This is a genomic window from Cognatundibacterium aquatile (assembly GCF_014699135.1).
GTDB classification, from domain to species: domain Bacteria; phylum Pseudomonadota; class Gammaproteobacteria; order Burkholderiales; family Burkholderiaceae_D; genus Undibacterium; species Undibacterium aquatile.
On sequence record NZ_JACOFT010000001.1, the window covers coordinates 196,530 to 218,922 of the forward strand.

At 51.0% G+C, this 22,393-nt stretch carries 18 protein-coding genes; 13 read left to right on the forward strand and 5 right to left on the reverse strand.

Annotated features, from left to right (window positions below; genetic code table 11):
• Positions 1-17 precede the first annotated feature (17 nt).
• Together H8K26_RS17840 and H8K26_RS00860 are read right to left on the reverse strand one after the other, a co-directional pair.
• On the reverse strand, positions 18-152 hold the full coding sequence (locus H8K26_RS17840) for a hypothetical protein (RefSeq protein WP_263398838.1): 135 nt from the start codon (positions 150-152) through the stop codon (positions 18-20).
• A gap of 2 nt (positions 153-154) precedes the next feature.
• Positions 155-1,366, reverse strand: coding sequence for an MFS transporter (locus H8K26_RS00860; protein ID WP_186896024.1), 1,212 nt, complete (start codon positions 1,364-1,366; stop codon positions 155-157).
• 60 nt (positions 1,367-1,426) lie between these two features.
• Here H8K26_RS00860 and H8K26_RS00865 point away from each other — a divergent pair, with 60 nt between their 5' ends.
• From H8K26_RS00865 to H8K26_RS00880, 4 genes are all read left to right on the forward strand, one after another.
• Positions 1,427-3,139: an AlkA N-terminal domain-containing protein gene (locus H8K26_RS00865; RefSeq protein ID WP_317889224.1), complete on the forward strand. Its 1,713-nt coding sequence runs from the start codon at positions 1,427-1,429 to the stop codon at positions 3,137-3,139.
• A 2-nt stretch (positions 3,140-3,141) separates the two neighbouring features.
• Positions 3,142-3,645, forward strand: a complete 504-nt coding sequence (locus H8K26_RS00870) for a methylated-DNA--[protein]-cysteine S-methyltransferase (RefSeq protein ID WP_190476658.1) — start codon at positions 3,142-3,144, stop codon at positions 3,643-3,645.
• A 206-nt stretch (positions 3,646-3,851) separates the two neighbouring features.
• Entirely contained in the window at positions 3,852-4,412 is a 561-nt protein-coding gene (locus tag H8K26_RS00875; RefSeq protein ID WP_186884033.1) for a phasin family protein, read from the forward strand.
• Positions 4,413-4,621: 209 nt separating this feature from the next.
• On the forward strand, positions 4,622-5,800 hold the full coding sequence (locus H8K26_RS00880) for an acetyl-CoA C-acetyltransferase (protein ID WP_190476660.1): 1,179 nt from the start codon (positions 4,622-4,624) through the stop codon (positions 5,798-5,800).
• 95 nt (positions 5,801-5,895) lie between these two features.
• Here the strand turns inward: H8K26_RS00880 and H8K26_RS00885 are convergent, their stop codons facing one another.
• The gene (locus tag H8K26_RS00885) at positions 5,896-7,425 is read right to left on the reverse strand and encodes a peptide MFS transporter (RefSeq protein ID WP_222610781.1); all 1,530 of its coding nucleotides are present in this window, start codon (positions 7,423-7,425) and stop codon (positions 5,896-5,898) included.
• 344 nt (positions 7,426-7,769) lie between these two features.
• On the opposite strand from H8K26_RS00885, the gene H8K26_RS00890 reads away from it, so the two are divergent.
• The 5 genes from H8K26_RS00890 (at position 7,770) to H8K26_RS00910 (ending at position 14,117) form a co-directional block, all read left to right on the forward strand.
• Positions 7,770-10,271, forward strand: coding sequence for an alpha/beta hydrolase family protein (locus H8K26_RS00890; RefSeq protein ID WP_223826775.1), 2,502 nt, complete (start codon positions 7,770-7,772; stop codon positions 10,269-10,271).
• A 151-nt stretch (positions 10,272-10,422) separates the two neighbouring features.
• The gene (locus tag H8K26_RS00895) at positions 10,423-10,845 is read left to right on the forward strand and encodes an ANTAR domain-containing response regulator (protein WP_186884031.1); all 423 of its coding nucleotides are present in this window, start codon (positions 10,423-10,425) and stop codon (positions 10,843-10,845) included.
• A 123-nt stretch (positions 10,846-10,968) separates the two neighbouring features.
• The gene (locus H8K26_RS00900) at positions 10,969-12,372 is read left to right on the forward strand and encodes a sensor histidine kinase (protein ID WP_190476662.1); all 1,404 of its coding nucleotides are present in this window, start codon (positions 10,969-10,971) and stop codon (positions 12,370-12,372) included.
• Positions 12,369-13,124, forward strand: a complete 756-nt coding sequence (locus tag H8K26_RS00905) for a LytR/AlgR family response regulator transcription factor (RefSeq protein ID WP_190476664.1) — start codon at positions 12,369-12,371, stop codon at positions 13,122-13,124. The genes H8K26_RS00900 and H8K26_RS00905 overlap by 4 nt, the downstream gene beginning before the upstream one ends.
• A 126-nt stretch (positions 13,125-13,250) precedes the next feature.
• Positions 13,251-14,117 (forward strand): DMT family transporter, encoded by an 867-nt coding sequence (locus H8K26_RS00910; RefSeq protein WP_190476667.1) that lies wholly within the window; start codon positions 13,251-13,253, stop codon positions 14,115-14,117.
• Positions 14,118-14,308: 191 nt separating this feature from the next.
• Here the strand turns inward: H8K26_RS00910 and H8K26_RS00915 are convergent, their stop codons facing one another.
• Entirely contained in the window at positions 14,309-16,237 is a 1,929-nt protein-coding gene (locus tag H8K26_RS00915) for a CocE/NonD family hydrolase (RefSeq protein WP_190476668.1), read from the reverse strand.
• Positions 16,238-16,645: 408 nt separating this feature from the next.
• Here H8K26_RS00915 and H8K26_RS00920 point away from each other — a divergent pair, with 408 nt between their 5' ends.
• The gene (locus H8K26_RS00920; protein ID WP_190476669.1) at positions 16,646-18,922 is read left to right on the forward strand and encodes a KAP family P-loop NTPase fold protein; all 2,277 of its coding nucleotides are present in this window, start codon (positions 16,646-16,648) and stop codon (positions 18,920-18,922) included.
• Between the two features lie 92 nt (positions 18,923-19,014).
• Positions 19,015-19,548 (forward strand): restriction endonuclease, encoded by a 534-nt coding sequence (locus tag H8K26_RS00925; RefSeq protein ID WP_190476671.1) that lies wholly within the window; start codon positions 19,015-19,017, stop codon positions 19,546-19,548.
• Positions 19,549-19,613: 65 nt separating this feature from the next.
• Here H8K26_RS00925 and H8K26_RS00930 read toward each other — a convergent pair whose 3' ends face one another.
• Positions 19,614-20,276 (reverse strand): GGDEF domain-containing protein, encoded by a 663-nt coding sequence (locus H8K26_RS00930; RefSeq protein WP_190476673.1) that lies wholly within the window; start codon positions 20,274-20,276, stop codon positions 19,614-19,616.
• 270 nt (positions 20,277-20,546) lie between these two features.
• On the opposite strand from H8K26_RS00930, the gene H8K26_RS00935 reads away from it, so the two are divergent.
• Together H8K26_RS00935 and H8K26_RS00940 are read left to right on the forward strand one after the other, a co-directional pair.
• On the forward strand, positions 20,547-21,383 hold the full coding sequence (locus tag H8K26_RS00935; RefSeq protein ID WP_190476675.1) for a 1-aminocyclopropane-1-carboxylate deaminase/D-cysteine desulfhydrase: 837 nt from the start codon (positions 20,547-20,549) through the stop codon (positions 21,381-21,383).
• Between the two features lie 27 nt (positions 21,384-21,410).
• The gene (locus H8K26_RS00940) at positions 21,411-22,220 is read left to right on the forward strand and encodes a substrate-binding periplasmic protein (protein WP_190476678.1); all 810 of its coding nucleotides are present in this window, start codon (positions 21,411-21,413) and stop codon (positions 22,218-22,220) included.
• Positions 22,221-22,393: the final 173 nt, after the last annotated feature.

Sequence of the window (22,393 nt, forward strand, 5' to 3'; positions counted from 1 at the left end):
ACCGAATACTCATTTATTCAACAAAGCACAAAGCGATTCGCCAGATCAAGCACAAAACCAGGCTGCAGATAAGCCAGAAACGCTACTGCCAGCACGAGCAGCAGCAACAGAATCAGAGACAGCTTCAACAATGTCTGGCGCAGTTTCATCATCGTTATGCCGTCGCCGTCTGACGTGCAACCGGGCTTTCATTCACCGGCAGATTAATCAGTGCCGCGAAAATACCGAGTGCCAGCGTAATGCCCCAGACAAGGTTGTAATTGCCCATCAGTGTATAGATATAGCCACCGAGCCAGACTCCCATAAAACTGCCGACCTGATGCGAGAAAAAAACAAAGCCGGACAACATAGAAAGATATTTCAGTCCAAAGATGCTGGCGATGACGCCGTTAGTCAGCGGTACTGTCGATAACCACAGCAAGCCCATACCGGCGGCAAAGATATACACCGAGTAGGACGACAGTGGCGCCAGCAGAAACAGGCTGATCACAATCGTGCGGGACAGATAGATGGAAGACAGCAGGTAACGTTTCTGGAACATGCCACCGAGCTTGCCGGCGTAATACGAACCGAAAATATTGAACAAGCCTATGAGTGCAAGCGCCGACACTGCCACGTTAGGGTCGAGTATGCCTTTGTCCTTCAGATAGGCTGGCATATGCACGCCGATGAAAACTACCTGAAAACCGCAGACAAAATAACCTGCGACTAAAAACAAGAAAGGCTTATGTGAGAACGCTTCGTGGATAGCTTCTTTGATACTTTGCTGCGGGCCATGACTATGATCTATCGGTGGCTCGCGCAGCTTCCACGCCATGGGTAGCATAACGGCGATCAGTAAGCCCGCCAGCAGATAAAACGCCGTTTGCCAGCCACTGTGCGTAATTAATTGCTGTTCGACCGGCATCATCACAAACTGACCAAAAGAACTGGCGGCTGAAGAAATGCCGAACGCCCAAGAACGCTTATTCGCTGGTGCGGTGCGTCCGATAATGCTGCTGACGGCACCAAAAGCGGTGCAGGCGAGCGCCGCACCTAATAAAACGCCGGAACCGATGACAAACAGCAGCGGATGACTGATCGTCGCCATCCACAGCAAACCAGCCGCATACATCAGTGCGCCAAAGATGACGACGCGGGCGGTGCCGAATTTATCCACCGCCATACCGGCGAATGGGCCGAACACGCCCCATAACAAATTCTGGATTGCCATCGCCATCGAATAGGTTTCGCGGGTCCAGCCATGCGCTTGCGAAATCGGCTGCAACCAGAAGCCAAAGCCATGACGCACGCCCATAGCTAGCGTTAATACAAAGCCGCTGGCGATGAGGACGGTTTTCAAATCAGGAGATTGCTTGACGGTCATGGCTTATGCTTTCTGCACATATATATCAGCGCACTAGTGTAGTGGAAACGTCTAAATCATGTGGCCTGCCGGTTTTACCATGACGGCTGTGGCGATGTTTATCGTGACCACTCTTCCAGCAACAATACGCATGTCCGGAAATGGCTAGATCTGGTGCCGGTCAACGCGTATAAAGTGCACATGCAGACCGATAACGACATCACGATGAATACACCTGAGACCAACCCAGGCAGGCTGACGCGCGAGGCACATCAGTACTATCGTGCGCTCGCCGCAAAAGACAGCCGCTTTGACGGCGTCTTTTTTACTGGCGTAAAAACAACAGGTATTTATTGCCGCCCGGTTTGCGCGGTCAGAACGCCGCGTGAAAGTTCCTGCGAGTTCTTTTCGACAGCGGCTGCAGCGGAAGCGGCCGGTTATCGACCGTGTCTGCGCTGTCGTCCCGAGCTGGCGCCGTATGCGATACAACAGAATCTTGCCCATGCGATCTGGAAGAAGATTGCTGATGGCGCTTTGAATGCAATGAATGTCGAAGATTTTTCGCAACAAATCGGTTTGTCTTCACGCCAGCTCAGGCGTGTGTTATTGCAGGAATTCGGTGCCAGCCCGGTCGAACTCGCACAAACCCAGCGTCTGCTATTCGCCAAAAAACTGCTGCAAGAAACCTGCCTGCCGATGACCGATATCGCATTTGCCGCTGGTTTTGGCAGCGTCCGTCGTTTCAACGCTCTTTTCTTGCAACGTTATCAGATGGCACCCGGCTCAGTGCGGCGCGCGGCAGATGGGCGTGGCGAAGGTATTTTATTGCGTCTGGCGTATCGTCCGCCGTATGCGTGGGACGCGGTAATCGGCTATTTACGCGGACGTGCGATGCCAGGGCTGGAAGCCGTGATTCAGGAAGGTCAGGACGGTGATCAGGCCGCCTATGTGCGCAGCGTGCGTATACAAGGGATCTCAGGCTGGTTGAAGGTCAGCCATTTACCGCAGAAAAATCAGTTATTGCTACAACTCGCGCCACAACTGACGCCGGTATTGATGCCGGTGCTGGCGAGAGTGCGGCAGCAATTTGATCTGGAAGCGAATCCCGCGTTTATTCAAAGCCACTTGCAACAAGATGCCTTGTTAGCAGCGCAGATTCAGGCAACGCCGGGTTTGCGTGTACCGGGCGCTTTTGACAGCTTTGAACTGGCGATCCGTGCGGTGCTGGGGCAACAGGTCAGCGTAGCTGGTGCAACGACCGTTGCCGGTCGTCTGGTGCAGCGCTTTGGTGATACGGTGGAAACTCCGTTGGCGGCGATTACGCGTCATTTTCCGACACCGGAAACGATTATCGCGCTGCCCATCAATGAATTGGCGGGGATAGGGATTCCGGCAACACGCGCCCAGACCTTGCAGAACGTCGCCCGCTTCGCGCTGGCGGGCGGCTTTGAGCGTTTGCCGGATAGCACTCAGGCGACGATGCTGGACAACATGAAAAGCGTACGCGGTATCGGTGAATGGACGGCGCAATATATCGCGATGCGTGCGCTGCGTTTTCCAGATGCTTTTCCTGCCGGTGATCTCGGTTTGCAAAAGGCAGCGGCGCAATTATCGCCACTCGCGGCATCGCCTGCCCAGACGCGCTGGACAGAAAAGCAGTTGCTGTTGCAGGCACAAGCGTGGTCACCGTGGCGCGCCTATGCCGCCATGTTGCTATGGCAGTCGCTTAACACGACGGACAGCTTTAGTGGGCACAATGCGGCAAGCAAAGCAGTACAGAAAAATAAGGTGTAGCGATGAAATATACAGAATTCAACAGCCCGCTCGGCGTGCTTTGTCTGGCTGCTAGCGACATAGGATTGAGCGGTGTTTACTTTGAACAGCACCGCCATTTCAAAGGCATACAGGGATGGCAACTCGTACCGGAACATCCGGTATTACAACTGTCGACACAACAACTGCAAGAATACTTTGCCGGTCAGCGCCAGCATTTTGATCTTCCTCTCGACATGTCGTCGGGCACGCCATTTCAGCAAAGCGTATGGCGGGCGTTGCAGCAGATACCTTTCGGTCAGACGTGCAGTTACGGCGCTCTTGCCGCCAGCATCAACAAACTATCGGCAGTTAGGGCGGTTGGCGCAGCTAACGGACGCAATCCCTTGTCGATTATTGTCCCTTGTCACCGGGTGATCGCAGCGAACGGTGCGCTGACTGGCTATGCCGGCGGCTTAAAAAATAAGCAGGCCTTGCTACAATTTGAGGCAGATAAATCTCGGCATCAATCCCCGCTATTTACCTGAGCCTTAGCCTGAAATGCTCTGGAAAGCCTGATGGATATTGGGGTTTGCATTTTTAAAATGATATCATTTACATCATTTTGTTGCGATGCACAAAAAAAGCTTGACGTACGAAATATGCCGTGTAGAATTGAACTTGTTGCGGTGCACCATTTAAAGAAGTTGTGGAAGGCGCTGCCGATTATTAATCCCCTTTAACGGAGAATGCCATGTCTACATCACCAGAACAATTTATTGCTGCAACTAAAGCCAACCTCGAAGCGCAGTTTGCTTCCCTGACTGCATTGAACAAAAAAGCGTTTGAAGGTCTGGAGCAATTGTTCGCTCTGAACGTGAACGCTGCCAAAGCCAGTATCGAAGAAGGTACTGCTGCTGCGAAACAACTGTTGAGCGCAAAAGATCCTCAGGAATTTTTCACGCTGACCACAGCACAAGCACAGCCAACTGCAGAAAAAGCACTGGCATACGGTCGTCATCTGGCCAGCATCACTTCTGCTACTCAGCAAGAGTTCACAAAAGCAGTGGAAGCGCATATCGCTGAAACAAATACTAAAGTGATTTCCCTGATCGATGAAGTCACTAAAAATGCACCAGCCGGTTCCGAACAAGCCGTGACAGCGTTGAAATCTGTCGTTGGTAACATCAACGCCGGTTACGAGCAATTGTCCAAAACGACCAAGCAAGCGGTAGAAACGCTGGAAGAAAATCTGGCAAAAGCAACACAACAGTTCACACAAGCTGCTGAAAAAGCGACACCAAAGAAAAAATAAGTAACTTAAGTTACTTAAGTAAAGCAAGGACAAGTTCGATATGAACTTCGCCTGAACCAAAAAGCTCCCTTCAATCGGGAGCTTTTTTTTGCTCAAAATTTCAGCAGGATGAACATCAACCGGCAAGCTGGTGTAATCTGACCGCTACCGTATCAGACAGATTATGCATTTTTGTCTGACGCATCTTTTTTTATAACAGGAGATTCAACATGCAAGACGTCGTCATTGTTGCTGCTGGTCGTACAGCGGTAGGTAAATTTGGTGGTTCCCTGGCTAAAATCCCAGCCGCCGAATTGGGTGCGATTGTGATTAAAGGCCTGCTCGCCAAAACGGGTCTGAGCGGCGACCAGATCAACGAAGTCTTGCTCGGTCAGGTCTTGACGGCCGGTGTAGGGCAGAATGCAGCGCGGCAGGCCGTCATCAAAGCGGGTTTGCCTGTGATGGTACCAGCGATGACGATTAATAAAGTCTGCGGCAGCGGTTTGAAAGCAACGCATCTGGCGGCACAGGCCATTAAAGTCGGTGACGCTGACATTATCATCGCTGGCGGTCAGGAAAATATGAGCGCTTCGCCACATGTACTGAATGGCTCGCGCGATGGCTTCCGTATGGGTGACACCAAATTGGTCGATACCATGATCGTGGATGGATTATGGGATGTGTACAACCAATACCACATGGGCATTACCGCCGAAAACGTCGCTAAGAAATACAGCATCAGCCGTGAAGAGCAGGATGTATTTGCACTTGCCTCACAAAACAAAGCGGAAGCGGCACAAAAAGCCGGCAAGTTCAAAGATGAAATCATTCCGGTAGAAATCGTGTCGAAAAAAGGCACGGTCGTGTTTGATACCGACGAATTCATCAAACATGGCGCAACCCTGGAATCCTTGTCAGCATTGCGCCCGGCCTTCGACAAAAACGGTACCGTCACCGCAGGTAATGCATCCGGCCTGAACGATGGTGCTGCCGCAGTGATCATGATGTCGGCAAAGAAAGCGGAAGAGCTGGGAGTACCAGTGCTGGCGCGGATCAAAGCGTATTCGTCGGCAGGCGTAGACCCATCCATCATGGGCATGGGGCCGGTGCCTGCAGCACAGCTCTGCTTGAAAAAAGCGGGCTGGACTCATGCTGATCTGGATTTAATGGAAATTAATGAAGCCTTTGCGGCGCAAGCCATAGGCGTGAATAAAGAAATGGGCTGGGACACCAGCAAGATCAACGTGAATGGTGGTGCGATTGCGATTGGTCACCCTATCGGTGCTTCCGGTTGCCGTATTCTGGTCAGCCTGATTCACGAAATGATACGTCGTGATGCTAAAAAAGGTCTGGCGAGTTTGTGTATCGGTGGTGGTATGGGCGTGGCGCTGGCAATCGAACGCTCATGACAAGTCTGAGGCAGAATTCCGCCGGAATTTGTCGGAAATAGTTAAAAAAAATCCCCGCTTTTGGCGGGGATTTTTGTTGGGTCGGATACTCTTGATTAGTGAATACCGTGCATTTTCTTTTCCATCCATTTATTCAGCGTCATCAGCACTAGACCTGCACCGATAGGAATAATAGTGAAGATCAGGAAGAACGTGGATAAGGAATAGGTTTCTGAGATACGGTCGATATAGCTGCCAGTAGAGCCGGCAATTTTGTTCGCAATCGCCGTGTTCAGGAACCAGACGCCAAACATCAGACCCAGCAGTCGTGGCGGCGCGAGCTTACTGATGTACGACAAGCCGACCGGTGAAATACACAACTCGCCCATCGTGTGGAAAAAGTAAGCGGCGATCAGGAAAATCATGCTGACGGAAGCGGTTTTCGCGCCGGCAGGAATGCTGGATGCGCCATAAGACAAGGCCGCGAAACCCAGACCCAGCAAAATCAGACCAGTGCCAAATTTGATCGGGCCGCTGGGGTTCCAGTATTTATCCCACATTTTGGTAAACATCGGTGCCAGAATCACCAGGAAAAAAGAGTTCAGAACATTGAACCAAGTGGCAGGTACGCTGGAGTTTTCCATAGAGAATTCACGACCGAGCATCCAGATCACGAGCGCCCAGATCAGACCAATACACAAGACCAGCAACAGATTCGACAACAAATAGCGCTTTGCGGTACCGATAAACAGTTTGATCAGCAACCACGACAAGATCGCCGTTGGTATGACTGTCATCAGGGAATTAATGATTTTGAACGCAAAGCCGCTGGTACCAACCAGTGTGCGGTCGGTGTAGTCTGCGGCAAAAATTGTCATTGAACCGCCAGCTTGCTCAAAGGCGAACCAGAAGAAAATCGTGAAGAAAGAAAATACGCAAATTGCTTTCAGGCGATCAGCGACGATATGTGGTGCAGCCTCTTCTACCGGTGCGACGGTCGCAGATCGCTGCGCTTTTGGCAAACCTATCTCACCGAAAATACCCTGACCGAAGTAAAACTGAATCGCACCGAGGATCATGAAGGCGCCAGCCAGACCAAAGCCGAGTGGCCAGGAAATTTTTTCACCAATATAGCCGCACAGTGAAATACCGAAAAACGCACCGGCATTCACACCCATGTAAAACAGGGTATAGCCACCGTCACGACCACTTTCATTATCTTTGGTGTAAAGCTGACCGACGATTGCCGAAATATTCGGTTTAAACAAACCTGTACCGGCAACGACCAGTGACAGACCGACGTAGAACATCGTTGGTGTGTCAAACAGCAGTGATGCATGACCGGCAGCGATGATGAAACCACCCAGAACAACCGAGCGACGGCTGCCGAGGAATTTATCCGCGATATAGCCGCCGAGTATCGGTGTCAGATATACGAGACCGGTGTACCAGCCGTACAGATTGGTGGCGTCTGCGCGGGTCCAGCCCCAGCCGCCTTTGGCCGTTTCTGTGACCAGAAACAAGACCAGCAATGCGCGCATGCCATAATAAGAAAATCGTTCCCACATTTCTGTGAAAAACAAAACAAATAAGCTATCGGGGTGTCCCAGGATAGTGTTCACCCCTGGATTTTGAATTTTGTTCAAATTGCTCTCCGTTGTTGGTTTAATTGGATGATGATTCGCCAGCAAATAAATTTTCAAGCCTGAGGCAAGAATGATTTGAATTGAATCAATTCGGCGCGTAGCTTACCACGATGAAAAACTCATATAGAAAGACATATTGTGCGTTGCAGCAAATGTTGTGCCACCGTAGGCGAATGAGTGTGGATAAGCCTTTGCGACACCATCAGAGAGACATCCGGGACGTGGTTCTGAGAATGGCGGGTTTGCCAGAACGCCATTTTGTGCGATCCTGATGCGCATTTCTGATAAAAATGCAGGCGATGCTGCTCGTTTTGGTGCGGCTTTTTAACATAGTGAATATACGAATGATGTTTTTTTCTTCCCGACTTCCTTCCACGGTGATCATCGCAGGCGCGGTGACACTGTTGTCCGGCATCCACGTCCCGGCACTTGCCACCTCAAGCGCAGTGCCTCCTGCCGCTACCGCAGAAGGCAGTTATCGTTTGCCGCCAGCAGAATTGCAGGCAATCGTCGATGCACCGCGTGGGCCGGTGTTTAAACTCGGACCGCAGCGTAAAACTGCATTGCTGGTCAGCTTGCCGGGTTTGCCGAGTATCGCCGAAGTCGCGCAGCCAGAGCTCAAACTAGCCGGTTTGCGTATTAATCCACGTACTCATGCTGCCAGTCATTTTGATTTTGGTAACAGCCTGAGCTTGCTGGACGTGGCAAGCGGAAAAATCCGCGAAGTCAGTGGTTTGCCAGCGAAGCCGCGGATTGCTGAAACACTGTGGTCGCCGGATGAAAAATGGCTGGCCTTCAGTCGTTGGAGCGATGATGGCGTGGAACTGTGGTTGCTGGACGTGAAGAAAGCCCATGCGCAAAGACTGATGGACGAAAAGTTAAACGCCGTCGCCAGCGCCGGATTCGCCTGGAGCAATGGTTCTGAGCAATTGCTGGTGCGCTTGTTGCCCGCACGTCCGAAACCTGCACCGAACCTGACGCAAAAGCCGCTGGGGCCAAATGCGCTGGAAAGCAAAGGCGGCAAGCTGACGCAAAACCGCACTTATCCGGACATGCTGAAAACAGCGGCAGATGCCGATATGCTGGATTGGCAGTTACAGACGCAACTGGCATTTGTTAACCTCAGCGGTGATGTGCGTCGCATCGGCCCGGTCATGACACTGACCAAAGCGCAGGCTTCGCCCGATGGTAATCTGATTCTGACCACACAATTACGCCGCCCTTATTCAACAATGCTACCCGTGGATCGTTTTCCGCAACTGATTGAATTGTGGGATGAGAATGGCAAGAAAGTGAAAACCATCGCAGAACGTCCTATGCGTGAGCGCTTGCCCACCGGGAATGACGCGGTACAGGCCGGGCCGCGTGACTTTGCCTGGCGCAACGATAAACCCGCCACTTTGTATTGGTTAGAAGCACAGGCCGGTGGCGATCCTGAAGCGCCCGTCAAAGTACATGATGTTTTGATGCAACAGGCAGCACCGTTTGATGCGCCGCCACAAAAATTGATGGATCTGGCGTGGCGCTTCAATAATGTTCAATGGGGCAACGACGGGCTGGCGCTGGTGACAGAAAGCTGGTGGAAAACCCGTGATACCCGCATCTGGCGTATTCGTCCCGGCGTCGCCGACAGCAAACCCGAACTGTTGTTTGCCCGTAAATCAGAAGACCAGTATGCCCACCCGGGACAGCCAGTGATGACGCAAAATCAGTACGGCCGCGCGGTGCTGCGCGTGGCTCCGGATGGCAAGTCGATTTTCATGACCGGTAATGGTGCCAGCCCGGATGGTGATCGCCCGTTTCTGGATCGGTTTGATCTGACCAGTAAGCAAGCGGTGCGCATGTTCCGCTCGCAGGCGCCGTATTACGAAGAAGTGCTTGGTTTGTTGAACGATAAAGGTACCAGTATCGTCACCAGCCGCGAATCGAACGAGGAACGCCCTAATTATTTTGTCCGCGATCTGGCACACAATGAGGCCGCAAGGGCGCTGACCCAGTTTCCGCATCCTTTGCCACAATTCAAAGGAGTTAAAAAACAGCAACTGCGCTATGAACGTGAGGATGGTGTCGATCTGACCGCGACCCTGTATTTACCGCCAGGCTACGACCCGAAACGCGATGGCCCGCGCCCCATGATTATGTGGGCGTATCCGCGTGAATTTAAAACGGCCGAAGCGGCAGGTCAGGTGAACGGTTCGCCGTATAAATTCAACCGGATTTCCTATAACGGTCCGCAAGTCATGCTGGCGCGTGGTTACACCGTACTGGATGGCCCTACCATGCCGATTATCGGTGAAGGCAAGAAAGAGCCGAACGACACTTACCTTGAACAGTTGAAAATGAGTGCCGAAGCCGCGATCGATGAAGTTGTGCGACTCGGTGTTGCCGACCGCAACCGCATCGCGATCGGTGGTCACAGCTATGGCGCGTTCATGACGGCGAATCTGCTGACGCACACGCGTTTGTTCCGCGCCGGTATTGCCCGTTCCGGTGCCTACAACCGCACCCTGACGCCGTTTGGTTTTCAGTCAGAAGAGCGCAATTTCTGGCAGGCGCGCAAGACGTATCAGGAAATGTCGCCGTTTAATTTCGCCAACCAGATCAAAGACCCGATACTCTTTATTCACGGTGAACAAGACAACAACCCCGGCACTTTCCCTATCCAAAGTGAACGCATGTATCAGGCTTTGCAAGGTCTGGGCGCGGTGACGCGTCTGGTGATGTTGCCGAATGAAAGCCATAGCTATCGTGCGCGCGAATCTGTGCTGCACATGTTGTGGGAACAGGATCGCTGGCTGGAAACCTATGTAAAAAATGCGAAAGGCGAAGCCGGAGAGAAGGACTGAATATCTGCGAAGGAGGGTGCCTGATGATGCGTGGATTGCACGGCACCCGCATCGCCGGATGTGGCTTTTTCCGCCTTTTTCCCCTTACTTAAGGTTTTACATTAAAGTTTTGCATTAAGATGCAAATTGCTTTTATCTTGTCAGGTTTTCTATGCTCAAAGCCGTTATTCTGGATGCGAATGCGATTGCCCGCAATTTACTGACTTCCGTACTCAATAACGGCGGCCATGAAGTGATTGCTGACGCGAACCTCGCACCAGCCAGCCTTGCACGCGTGATCCGGCTCAGACCGCAAATTGTTTGCATCGATCTTGGCGAAACAAATGAAGCTGGATGGGCCATCATCACCCAGCTACGCACTGAACTGCCGAAGTCGCTGCTGTTTCTGGTGTCTTCCGGAATTAACGCCGGATTGATTCAGGATGCGCAGCAGCGCGGTGTGCATGGCTTTATCGTGAAACCTTTCAATTCCGTCGCGGTTCTGACTTCCATCCGCAACACCATCGTCCGTATTGCCAAACAACAGCGTGCGAATGCAGAAGCCGCCAGCAACGGTGGTGCTGAATCGGCCTGAATCCGCGTTAATCGTTTCATCCGGCACGACACCTGTTTTATCCGCCCTGATCCGTATTCGTCGCATACCCGCGCAATCTCATGAGCTCCGCGTAGACTGTATCTGTCGTTGAAAGGGAAGATCATGTCAGCCACATCTGCAATCGATTTGCCGCCATCGGTAAATGAAGAAATATTGCCACCGGAAGTTTCAGCCAGAAGCGAATCCTGGCTGACCCGGGCGCGCAATTATCCGGTGTTTTCACGCACCTGGTATCGCTATCGAGCACGTGCCTGGATGGGTACGTTGATTCCCTCGCTGCTGTTGATTTTTCTGATCGATGCTGCACGCGGCGCGGACTGGCGCACCTTCTTTGTCGTCTGGATACCGCTGTCTCTTGCCGGTACCGCGATGCATCTTGGTGGTGCTGCGCTGGCGGTCTGGGTGCGACAACGCGGCTATGCGGAAAAAAAAGAATGGCGTTGTCTGATCACGGTCTTATGTGCCGGATTATTGTGCAGTCTATTGCTATTTTTTGCAGCGAGGCAGGCGACACAGCAATTATTGCATTACGAGGCACCGATGCTGACCGCGCTGAAATTGCATTATTCTGGTTCGCCTGATTCCGCAAAAACAACCGCGGCCACGCCTGCCGGAAACTGGTTATCTGAATTCAAAGCCGGATTTGAGCAGGGCTTTCAGGATGGTAAACAAAACCGCGCACCACGCCCGCCTGATATTGCAGGCTCGGATTTCTGGAAAGGCTTTTATATCGGTTTGGTATTGTCTTCCGTCTGTATTTACCTCAGCGGTGGTTACGATCTCTGGCTGTTTTCACGCCAGCGCAATATGTTGAAAGTCGCACAGAGTAAGCGCGCATCAGAACAGGCGCAGGCGATGCAAAGAGAAACCGAATTACGCTTGTCGGTATTGGCTGCGCAGGTGGAACCGCATTTTCTGTTCAACACGCTGGCCGGTGTGCGTTCGGCGATCAGCACTGAGCCAGCACGGGCGGTCGCGATCGTCGATCATCTGGTCGATTATCTGCGGGCGACCATACCGCAGATGCGCGACGACGGCGGCTCGGTGCAGTCACGTTTAAGCAAACAACTTGACGCCGTGCATGCGTATCTGAGCCTGATGCAGGCCCGCATTCCGCGCCTGAGTTTCAGTGTCGAGTCACAGATTGCTGACGCCGCAGTGCCGCCGTTGATGCTGATTTCTTTAGTCGAGAACGCAATCAAACACGGCATAGAACCCAAGGTTGGCGCGGCGCACATCGCCGTGACAGTGCGTGTCATCGAAACACAAGAAATGCAAGAAACGCAAGAAACTCCAGAGCCGCGCATGCTGGAAATGCGCGTTGAAGATGATGGCGTCGGTTTTGGCGGTCACAACAGTGGCTCTGGCATTGGCCTGGCGAATATCCATCAGCGGCTGGCTGCGATGTACGGCGAACGCGCCAGCCTGCTGTTGAAAGCCCGTCCCGAGGGCGGCGTTGCTGCCATCATCACGATTCCTTTAGAAAAACAGACGGAGGCTGCATGATCACCGCCATCATCGCTGAAGATGAAGATTTACCACGTAAAGAATTGCGCCGCATGCTCAATGAGTTGTGGCCGGAACTGCAGATTATCGCCGAGTGCGAGCATGGCGCTGATGCGCTCGATGCGATTTACACCCACCAGCCCGACATCGCGTTTCTGGATATCCGCATGCCCGGCATGTCGGGGCTGGATGTCGCAAATGCGGTCAAAGGGCGTTGTCATGCGGTGTTCACCACTGCTTACGATAACCATGCGCTCGATGCGTTTGCCGCCGGCGCGATCGATTATCTGTTGAAGCCAGTGGCGCAGGCGCGTTTGGCGGAAGCAATTGCGCGTCTGAAAGCGCGTCTTGCCAGCAAACAGGCGGCACCCGATCTGAGCCAGCTGATGTCGGAACTCGACAAACGCATCCGTGGCAATGCGGCCGAGCGCATACGCTGGATCAGTGCCAGCGTCGGCGATACGATCAAGATGTTCCCGATAGAAAAAATCCTGTTTTTCAGTTCCGATGAAAAATATACCCGCGTGGTGTGCGGGCATGACGAAGCGCATGTGCGCAAGCCGCTGAAAGAATTGATGGAAGGGCTTGATCCCGATATCTTTTGGCAGATCCATCGCGGCACGGTGGTGCGAGCCGATGCGATTGCGCGCGCGCAGCGCGACGACATGGGGCGCTATCTGGTGGAGCTGCACGGCAGCCCGGAAAAACTCAAAGTCAGTCAGGCCTATGCGTGGCGCTTTAAGCCGATGTAGACACCGATTAAATGCCGGTTCGACGATGAAAGCTGGCACCGCGTCGGCATGTGATGACCGGAAATAGCCAGCGGCGATCACGCTAATTTGTTAAGCTGGGTGTTTTTCATCGATACGGAAAACCGCATGCGCAGTGTTGATCTTCTTCGCCTTTTATCGCTGGCTGCGATCTGGGGCGCTTCGTTTCTGTTCATGCGGGTGCTGGCACCTGTCCTGGGTGCATTATGGACCGCAGAAATCCGCGTCGGATTGGCGGGGCTTGCATTAACTTTGCTGATGCTGGCGACGCAAAAACCGGTCGATATCCGGCGTCACTGGCGACAATATCTGTTGCTGGGTCTGGTGAATTCGGCGCTGCCTTTTGCCTTGTATTCGTTTGCCGCGATGCGTATGCCTGCCGGTTATTCTGCGATTGTGAATGCCACCAGCCCCTTATGGGGCGCTGTGATGGGCGCGATTTTTCTGAGTGAACGTTTCACCGGCCGCAAAATGCTGGGTATGTTGTGTGGCGTGGTCGGCGTCGGTTTTCTTGTGCGTCTGGGGCCGGTCGCATTCACCAGTGATTTGCTGCTCGGTGTGCTGGCTTGCGTCGGCGCGACGATCTGTTATGCGCTGGCAGGCATCTATTCCAAAAAAGTATCCGGCGCGATGAATTCCATGCAGATGGCGACTGGCTCGCAAGTCGGAGCCGCCCTCGTGTTGCTGCCGTTTCTGCCGCTGGCACCGGTGCAAGGTGAAATCACCAGCCAGATTCTGCTGCTCGGCGCGGCGCTGGCGTTGTTATGCAGCGCAGTCGCCTATCTGATTTACTTCCGCCTGATGACCGATGTGGGGCCAACCAAAGCGCTGACGGTGACGTTTCTGATTCCCTTGTTCGCCTTGTTGTGGGGACATTTATTTTTGCACGAAGCGATCACCTTGAGCACATTGATCGGCTGCGCAGGCGTGGTGCTGGCGACCTGGCTGGTGGTGTTTGCACCCAAAAATGCCTGAAAACGCCGCAAAAAGAACGAAAATATACTGGGGGGGAGTATGTTTTAAAGCCCTTTGTTTATAAGGACAATAAGCGTTTTTTGCCATATACTCCCCAAAAAATGCAAAAAAGCCCGGAATTTCCGGGCTTTTTTTATTGCTACTATTGCTACGCGTATTGCTGAAGATTTCGCTCAGTGTCGCTGCCTGTATCACTCGCCGAGTGCTGGCAAGACTTTCACCCGCAGCGCACTCGCCTGATTGCTGCTGTGATAAACGCGATGCGTGGCCTTAACAAAATCGCTGTCTTTTGCCGCGTAAATATTCGGCACAAAGGTCTGCGGATTACGGTCAATAAACGGGAACCAGCTCGACTGCACCTGCACCATGATGCGGTGACCGCGCTGAAACGTATGCAGCACATCGTTGATATTGAATGCCACCTTCGTCACGGCATTGGGTGTGAAGGCTTTCGGCGTTTCAAAGCCATCGCGGAAGCGCGCGCGGAAGGGTTCGCCGCGTACCAGCGTTTGCTGATTGCCGCGATTGATTGGCCCGTCTTTCGCATCGGCTGGCGACACGTCGATCAGCTTGACTACAAAATCAGCATCGGTGCCAGTGACGCTGACAAATAGATCGGCGTTCAGTGGCCCCGCCAGCGTCACATCTTTATCCAGCACCTCGGTTTGCCAGGTCAGCACATCCGGGCGGCGGCTGGCAAAACGCTGATCGGCAGCGACATATTGTTTGCTCCAGCCGTTCAGAATCTCGGTTGTATACGGCACTGGCCTGGCCGGATCGCTGATGTATTCATCAAAGCCGCTCTCGTTTGCTGCTGGCGCTGTGAAACTCAGTTTGCCGTTTGCATGGAAATACAAAGCCTGTTCTTTGCTTTCTTTCGGCGGCCAGGCATCGAAACCACGCCAGCGATTCGCACCGGTTTCAAACATCCAAGCTTCCGGCAACGCAGGATTCTCGCCGCCTTTCAGATGATGTTTGAAGAACGCGAACTCGACTGGCTGATAATTGCGCACCGTCTTGAAACCGAAATTCGCGTCGCCAACTTTATCTCCATCACTACGCGTCCAGCCGCCGTGTGTCCACGGGCCGATCACCAGCGTATTTTGTATGCCCGGATTTTGCTTTTCTATTGCGCGATAGGTTTGCAGTGGGCCGTATAAATCTTCGGTGTCATACCAGCCACCAACCGTCAGCACGGCTGCTTTAATATTTTTCAGATGTGGCAGCAGATTGCGGCTTTGCCAGAACTGATCGTAATCCGGATGGGCGACGATCTCATTCCAGAACGGAATGCCGTTTTTAAAATATTTGTCGTTTGCATTCGCAACCGAACCGAGTTCCAGAAAAAACTGATAACCGTCAGGCGTACCGTAATTAAATTCTTTCCAGTTGCGCTTATCGGTTGGTTGCGGGCGCGGCTGACCAAAGCTGTTAAAGAAGCCGAAGGCCATCTGCAGATTGAACGCGCCGTTTCTGTGCATATCGTCGCCACGGAACCAATCCGCAATCGGTGCCTGCGGTGAAATCGCCTTCAGTGCCGGATGGGAATCAATCGCGCCAGCTGAAGTGTAAAAGCCCGGATACGAAATGCCCCACTGACCGACCTTGCCGTTATTGTGCGGCACATGCTTTACCAGCCAGTCTATGCTGTCATAGGTGTCGCTGCTTTCATCAATATCTGCCGACGTCTTTTTCACATCCAGATGCGGTCGCATATTGACGAATTCACCCTCCGACATATTCGTGCCGCGCACATCCTGAAACACAAAAATGAAACCCTCTTTGTCGTACTCGGCGGTTGGCCCCAGAGCAGTTTTGTAATTATCTGCGCCATACGGAGCGACAGAATACGGCGTGCGCACCAGCAAAATCGGATAGGTTTTTTTCACACTCGCATCGTTAGGCACATACACCGACGTGAACAAGGCTTTACCGTCGCGCACCGGAATCCGGTATTCAAATTTGCTGTAATGCTCGCGAATATAGTCGGCATGCTGCCTCATCGCATCGGCGCGGTTGTTCAGACTGACGACGGATTGCTGCGCGGCAGACACCGGCAATGCCGCGCCGGTCAATACAAAAGCGGCCAGCAAACTGGCCAGCAGGGGAGAGCGTTTCATGGATGATCCTGAATGGGCTGAGGCATGAACAAGATAAGTGCAACTGCGTTGGAAACACCACACAGCTGGTACAGGTTTAGTACGCGATATTTGTGAGAAGTTCCGCGAACCGTGAGGGAAATGCTCAATTAGTTGATTTGCAGGGACTTGATATTACCTACGGATGATCGCAATCATGTTTGTGCTAAATTGCATTATTGACATGATGAGGAAGCTAGGTAGAATGCAAGACCATCACCGTGGTACTTTCCATGAAAATTTTCATGCTGCGTAAAAGACAGCCGGTCTCTGGGAAGCCAATTGGTAAGTGATTTTTGAGACGACTTGTGGAGAAGTGTGATGTTTCATTTTGCCTTTTCGCTCGTCAATTTGATGGCTAATTTTGCTAGATTCCACTTGAGATTGTAAATGGGACAAAATGATTTACATGAATTTGCCTCTGATAGGCCAATTACAAAAATAGAAAATGATTTATTAGGTCGGGCAGACTTCTCAACTGACTTGGCTGATGCGATGGCAAGTTGGCATGGAAACGATAGCTTGGTAGTCGCCTTGCACGGTGACTGGGGATCAGGGAAGTCATCAATTAAGAATATGGCGCTTTCTCGCTTGGAGGAAATTCAAGAAAATAAGCCTGATGTGATCGAGTTTTCTCCTTGGGAATGGGCTGCGCAAGAAAAAATAACCGCTTCCTTTTTTCAGGAAATATCAAAATCAATTGGCCGTAAAGACAAAAGTAAATCAGGAAAGAAGCTGGCGGAAACCCTTAAAAAATATGGTCGTTACCTTAATACAGGTGAATCGGTATTGTCAGGCCTTTCTGGAGCCCTTCCTACGCTATTCGTGCTTGCAACCGTGGTTGGACTGGGTGGAAATTTTTCAGACGAAGCTTGGGTTAAAAATGTTTGCTCCTCGATACTTTTTGTTCTTGGAGTTTGGGCTGCAACGTTGAAGTGGGGTAAAGATCTCGTCAGTAAATTGAGTGGAAATATTGACGAGACCTCGAAGGAGAGAGCGCAGAGTTTGAGTGATATAAGGCAGGAGCTGAACAGCTTACTGAAAAGACGAAATAATCCCTTAATCGTAGTAATGGACGATCTGGACAGGTTAACTTCATCTCAATTGAGAATGGTTTTTCAGCTTGTAAAAGCAAACTTGGAATTTCCGAATGTGGTGTTTCTTCTTCTATTTCAGCGCGATATTGTAGAAGACAAGATGAACGATGGCATGCAGCGAGGACGGGACTACTTAGAAAAAATAATCCAAGTGCCTTTTGATATCCCCCAAATAGAAATCACACGGCTTCACAGCTTGTTGTTCGAAAAACTAGACAAAATCATAGAACAAGATAAATCAGCTGCAAAGATGTTCGACTCTAGTCGTTGGGGGAATATTTTTCATGGATCCCTGCATGCGTACTTTGATAATTTGAGAAACGTTTATAGATATACCTCAACCCTATCATTTCACTTTGCCCTCCTTAAGGGGAAAAAAGCGTTTGAAGTCAATCCTGTCGATTTAATTGCAATTGAATGTTTAAGAGTGTTTGAGCCAAATGTTTATAGGGAAATCGCTCGCTCAAAAGAAATATTAACTAAAAATAGCTCAGATAGATATGGTGAAAATAAGGGATCTACAATTACTTTGATCGAAGGTTTCTTGGATAAAGCCAGCCCTAATAAAAGGGAGTTTGTAAAAGAAATGGTTGAACAACTATTTCCAACAATTCAATGGGCACTAGGAGGAGTGCAATATTCTGGAAGTTCTGCTAACACATGGTTAAGGGAGATGCGGGTTTGCCATGCTTCTAATTTCGACAAGTATTTTCAATTTTCTATTCCAAGTGGTGAGCTCTCAAATTCAGATCTACAGGAAATGCTAAGCCTGACATCTGATGCGGAAGAATTTTGTTCATTTATTTTATCTCTGAAAGAACGCGGCATTCTCAAAAATGCGTTATCACAGTTTGAAGCATTTACAGAAATTATTCCATTGGAAAATGGCAATGCTTATATTAAAGGGCTACTAGATATTGGAGACCAAATCGACCATAAGTCGATAGGGTTTACGATGTTTAGCTCTAATACGCACGCGGTAAGGCTTACTGTCTGGTTTCTTCGGCGTATTGATGATATGGAAGAAAGAGGAAAGCTGTTGCTCGAATGTTTTAAAGCTTCTCGCGGGATATCTATTGTTGAACAGATATTGCAAGCCGATGAAAACCGCCGAGAAAAATTAGATGTTGATCAAGTTTTGCTCGATAGAGAATTCGATCAGCTTAAAGCCGAGTTTGTAAAAAAATTAGACCAAATGGCTGTTGGTTCTCCCGATGAACTGCTTACTCATGAACACCTAGTTTCTTTTCTATACCGGTGGAAGCGTTGGGGTGATGAAAAAAAAGTTATCAACTGGTTGAAGTGCCAGGCTGAAAGTGCTGAAGGTTGCATAGAATTATTAAAAAGATTTGCAGGTAAATCATCTTCACATTCAAGTGGTGATTACGTAGCTAAGATAACGACATATATCAAACTTGAAAGTATTGAAAATTTTCTAGAAGTTGGATCAATTCTTGAAAAAGTATGTAGTCTTGACGACACCATTCTTGATCCAGAGGGGCAAGAGGCACTAAAAGCATTTCGAGCCGCATTGGAAAAAAGAGAAAAAGGAATTAGTGATGACTGGTAATGAACCAAAAAAGCGCTGCTGTCGGACAAGCTTTTCAATAGGTTCCCAATTTGTGGCAGAGTGCAGCACGATTTTTCCAAGTGCTACGGTGCATGAAATCACTTTTTGAACTGAGCCCACAAGCCTTTGAAGATCATGTCCGTGATTGGCTCTTAAGCACGGGAGCTAATCTATCTGAATTCAAGATCACACGACTGGAAAAAATTGAAGGCGCTGGTGGGCAATATGAGATAGATGTGCTTGTTCGTTTGAGGCTCTTTGAGGGAGCCGATCTTGTTATTCTTGTCGAATGCAAACATCATAAAAATCCAATCAAACGCGATGTGGTTATGGTGCTTGAGTCAAAGCTTCGAGATACTAAGGCACATAAAGGTATGATCTTTTCCACAGTTGATTTTCAATCTGGAGCGTTGACCTTTGCCGAGACTCACGGAATCGCAACGCTTCGAGTTACCGATGCGGGTATGGAGTACATGACCCGTTCTTTGAGACCTCAAATCGTTGTTCAAACACCCAACAAGTGTGTTGCTTGGATGTGCACGCCAACGGAACAAGGCTACAGCATGGCCATTGTTAGTCGCAATGAACATGATGCACTTCGCAAGTGGTTAGCTTCAGAATGGTGATGATTTAGTGGGGACAATAGAGAAAATTATTCTTACCGTTCTTGAATAAAGGATTTGCATTCTCCTCACTCGTCCTCTTCCGGCAGATATTCCGGCAGCGGTAATTCGGCTTCCGCGATGCTGTCGCTGCCTTTGGCTTTTGCGGTCTGCAAGGCCGAGGTGGCGCGCGCCAGCATGATTTCTGCGGTGTCTTTGATGGCGTTGGTTGTCAGGCCGGTTGAAAACGTCACCTGCAAGCCGGGGGCGACGGCATTCCAGTCGCAGGCCGCGACGCGTTTTTTGAGGCGGGCGATGGCTTTCAGGCTTTGATCCAGCCAGGTGGTTGGCATCACAATCGCAAATTCATTGGCGGCAACGCGACCGAAAGAATCAAGCGTGCGCAGCATGTCCAGTGCTTCTTTGGCGACCATTTGCAATACCTGACGGGCAACGGCCTGTCCGTGTTGCTCCAGAATTTTTTCGAGATGATCGACGCTGATAACGGCAAATGAAAAAGTGTGGCCGGTACGATATGAGCGCGCTAATTCACTGTCGAGCATGCTCAGCAAAGTACGACGGTTGAGCGCGCCAGTCAGTTGGTCGTGCTTGGTCAGACTTTCTAGCTGAGTCAATACGGTTTGCAGAGTCGGCAGCAGATTGTCTTGCTTGCCGTTTTCTTTAATTTGTTTGATTAACTGTGTCAGCTGTTGTCTGGCATTCACCAGTGGCTGATCTCCGTCTGCAGGCATGTACTCTCCAACTTCATTGAATAATTCAGTGCGGCCAGTGCGCCGATGATCGCCGTGACATAAGTCATCCCGGATGCTGGCAACGGGCGATACAATAGGGCTTGGGGCTGGCGTTTTACTACGCGTATGCCTTCATCACCACATCTGGCTGAAATCATTTTACGTCAGTCCTGACAATATAATACTTTACCATCAGGCAATAAAAACAATATTGTGTTTTCTGCTCCTTTTTCTCCTTGCCAACCAATACGCAGCAGCTTATTTCCGCACATGAATTTGTGGCTCAAGCGCGACGATCTGCTGCATCCGCAGGTATCGGGCAATAAATTCCGTAAGCTGAAATATCCTTTGCAGGCACTGGCGGGTCAACAGGTGCATCTGGTCAGCATGGGCGGTTTATGGTCGAATCATTTGCATGCGCTGGCACATGCTGCGGCAATCGCCGGGTTTCCGGCAACGGCGCTGGTGCGCGCTGCGGAAGGCATGAACAGTGCGATGTTGGACGATTGCCGCGCGCTGGGAATGCAAATTCGCTTTGTTTCGCGCGAGGCGTATCGCGCTTTGCGGGATGATACTGAGGCGTGGCGCCAGCATCTGCCAGATAGCAGCGCGCAGCATGTCTGGCTGCCCGAAGGCGGCAGTGCGGCGACCGCATTACATGGTGTTGCCGAGCTCGTCAGCGAGTTGGAATTTACGCCGGATCTGATGGTAATGGCTTGCGGCACAGGCGCAACGATGGCGGGCGTGCTGGCCGGATTGCGTGGACAGGGCAGGGTGATCGGGGTGGCGGCATTCAAAAATGCGGATTATCTGCATGCCGAAGTTGCCCGCTTATTGACGGCGGCGGGCTACCCCACACATCAGAATTATCAATTGTTAACTACCTTCCATCACGGTGGATACGCTAAAGTAAGCGCGGAGCTCAGCGCGTTTTGCGAGAATTTTTTCGAAGATACCGGGATATTGCTGGAGCCGGTGTACACCGGAAAAATGTTGTTTGCTCTGCGCCAGTTGTGGCTGAGCGGGCAAATCGCTCCGGAAAGTAAGGTGGTGGCGGTGCATACCGGTGGCTTGCAAGGCTTGCGTGGCTACGGAAAAACACCGTGAGATCAGAACAGACAGAAAGCAGATGCAGTGACACGAGTCGTAACAACAAAAGTACTACCAGCGGCAGCAAACCATGGCCGTTGTGTTTTTCAGATGACATTTTTGGCAGTGACTCTGAGTGTCGCGTCGCAAGTGCAGGCACAGGATCAACTCAAAATTGCGGGTTTTGAGACGCTGAGTGATCCGCTGATCATTTTTGATAAACAGCATCAACTGGTCGGTGGCCTGTTGAAAGAGTACACCGATGCGATCGCCAGAGGGCTGGATGCCAAGCCGGTTTATTTGCCTTATTCCCGTCGCCGGATTGAGCCTGCTGTCCTCAGCGGTGAAGCTGATCTGGTCTGTTATCACAGCCCGCAATGGGTGGATCAGCCGACCGATTTTGCATGGACTATTCCAAATCTGCCGCAGACAGAACGTGTGGTGGTCCGCAAGGAAACGGTCGTGCCAAATGAGTTTCCTGACGATTTACAGGGTAAAAAAATCGCGACGCAGATCGGTTATCACTACGCGGCGATTGCACCGGATCTGGCTGCTGGCCGGACGACCCGTGTTGACATGACCGATGTGCCGAGTATGTTTCGTTTACTCGCGCTCGGTGGTGCCGATGCACTGATTACCTCGGAGTCTGAAATTGCCGGTTATTTCAAAAAATTCCCCGACAAGCATGCTTTGTACAGCGTGTCGAAAACCCCATTTTCAGTCGTGTATACCCAATGTGCTTTGTCGCTGAAATCGCCGTGGAAGATAGAGCAGATCAATCGGATAGTGCATCGCTTGCAAGAGAACGGCACACAAGACAGGTTGATGCGCAAATACGGTTTGTCTGAGAAATAAGCGATCCGTCAGACCAGCAAACAGATTGCCAGACCGCTCACTAACTGGTTTGACATTGCCGAAAAGAACAGAGGCATTGCATGCCTGTCATCAGTGCTTAGCTTTTTATCTTCGCTTTGCTTAAAAAATGTGCAAAATTGCCCGTGGTTTCTCCCTGAGTGGATGACAACAGG

Bases quoted from the DNA above. Each gene is read 5' to 3' on its own strand.
- H8K26_RS00890 (WP_223826775.1), top strand. From the start codon at position 7,770: ATGATGTTTTTTTCTTCCCGACTTCCTTCCACGGTGATCATCGCAGGC.
- H8K26_RS17840 (WP_263398838.1), bottom strand. From the start codon at position 152: ATGATGAAACTGCGCCAGACATTGTTGAAGCTGTCTCTGATTCTGTTG.
- H8K26_RS00860 (WP_186896024.1), bottom strand. From the start codon at position 1,366: ATGACCGTCAAGCAATCTCCTGATTTGAAAACCGTCCTCATCGCCAGC.
- H8K26_RS00870 (WP_190476658.1), top strand. From the start codon at position 3,142: ATGAAATATACAGAATTCAACAGCCCGCTCGGCGTGCTTTGTCTGGCT.
- H8K26_RS00915 (WP_190476668.1), bottom strand. From the start codon at position 16,237: ATGAAACGCTCTCCCCTGCTGGCCAGTTTGCTGGCCGCTTTTGTATTG.
- H8K26_RS00935 (WP_190476675.1), top strand. From the start codon at position 20,547: ATGAATTTGTGGCTCAAGCGCGACGATCTGCTGCATCCGCAGGTATCG.
- H8K26_RS00930 (WP_190476673.1), bottom strand. From the start codon at position 20,276: ATGCCTGCAGACGGAGATCAGCCACTGGTGAATGCCAGACAACAGCTG.
- H8K26_RS00895 (WP_186884031.1), top strand. From the start codon at position 10,423: ATGCTCAAAGCCGTTATTCTGGATGCGAATGCGATTGCCCGCAATTTA.
- H8K26_RS00880 (WP_190476660.1), top strand. From the start codon at position 4,622: ATGCAAGACGTCGTCATTGTTGCTGCTGGTCGTACAGCGGTAGGTAAA.
- H8K26_RS00910 (WP_190476667.1), top strand. From the start codon at position 13,251: ATGCGCAGTGTTGATCTTCTTCGCCTTTTATCGCTGGCTGCGATCTGG.
- H8K26_RS00905 (WP_190476664.1), top strand. From the start codon at position 12,369: ATGATCACCGCCATCATCGCTGAAGATGAAGATTTACCACGTAAAGAA.
- H8K26_RS00900 (WP_190476662.1), top strand. From the start codon at position 10,969: ATGTCAGCCACATCTGCAATCGATTTGCCGCCATCGGTAAATGAAGAA.
- H8K26_RS00925 (WP_190476671.1), top strand. From the start codon at position 19,015: ATGAAATCACTTTTTGAACTGAGCCCACAAGCCTTTGAAGATCATGTC.
- H8K26_RS00920 (WP_190476669.1), top strand. From the start codon at position 16,646: ATGGGACAAAATGATTTACATGAATTTGCCTCTGATAGGCCAATTACA.
- H8K26_RS00875 (WP_186884033.1), top strand. From the start codon at position 3,852: ATGTCTACATCACCAGAACAATTTATTGCTGCAACTAAAGCCAACCTC.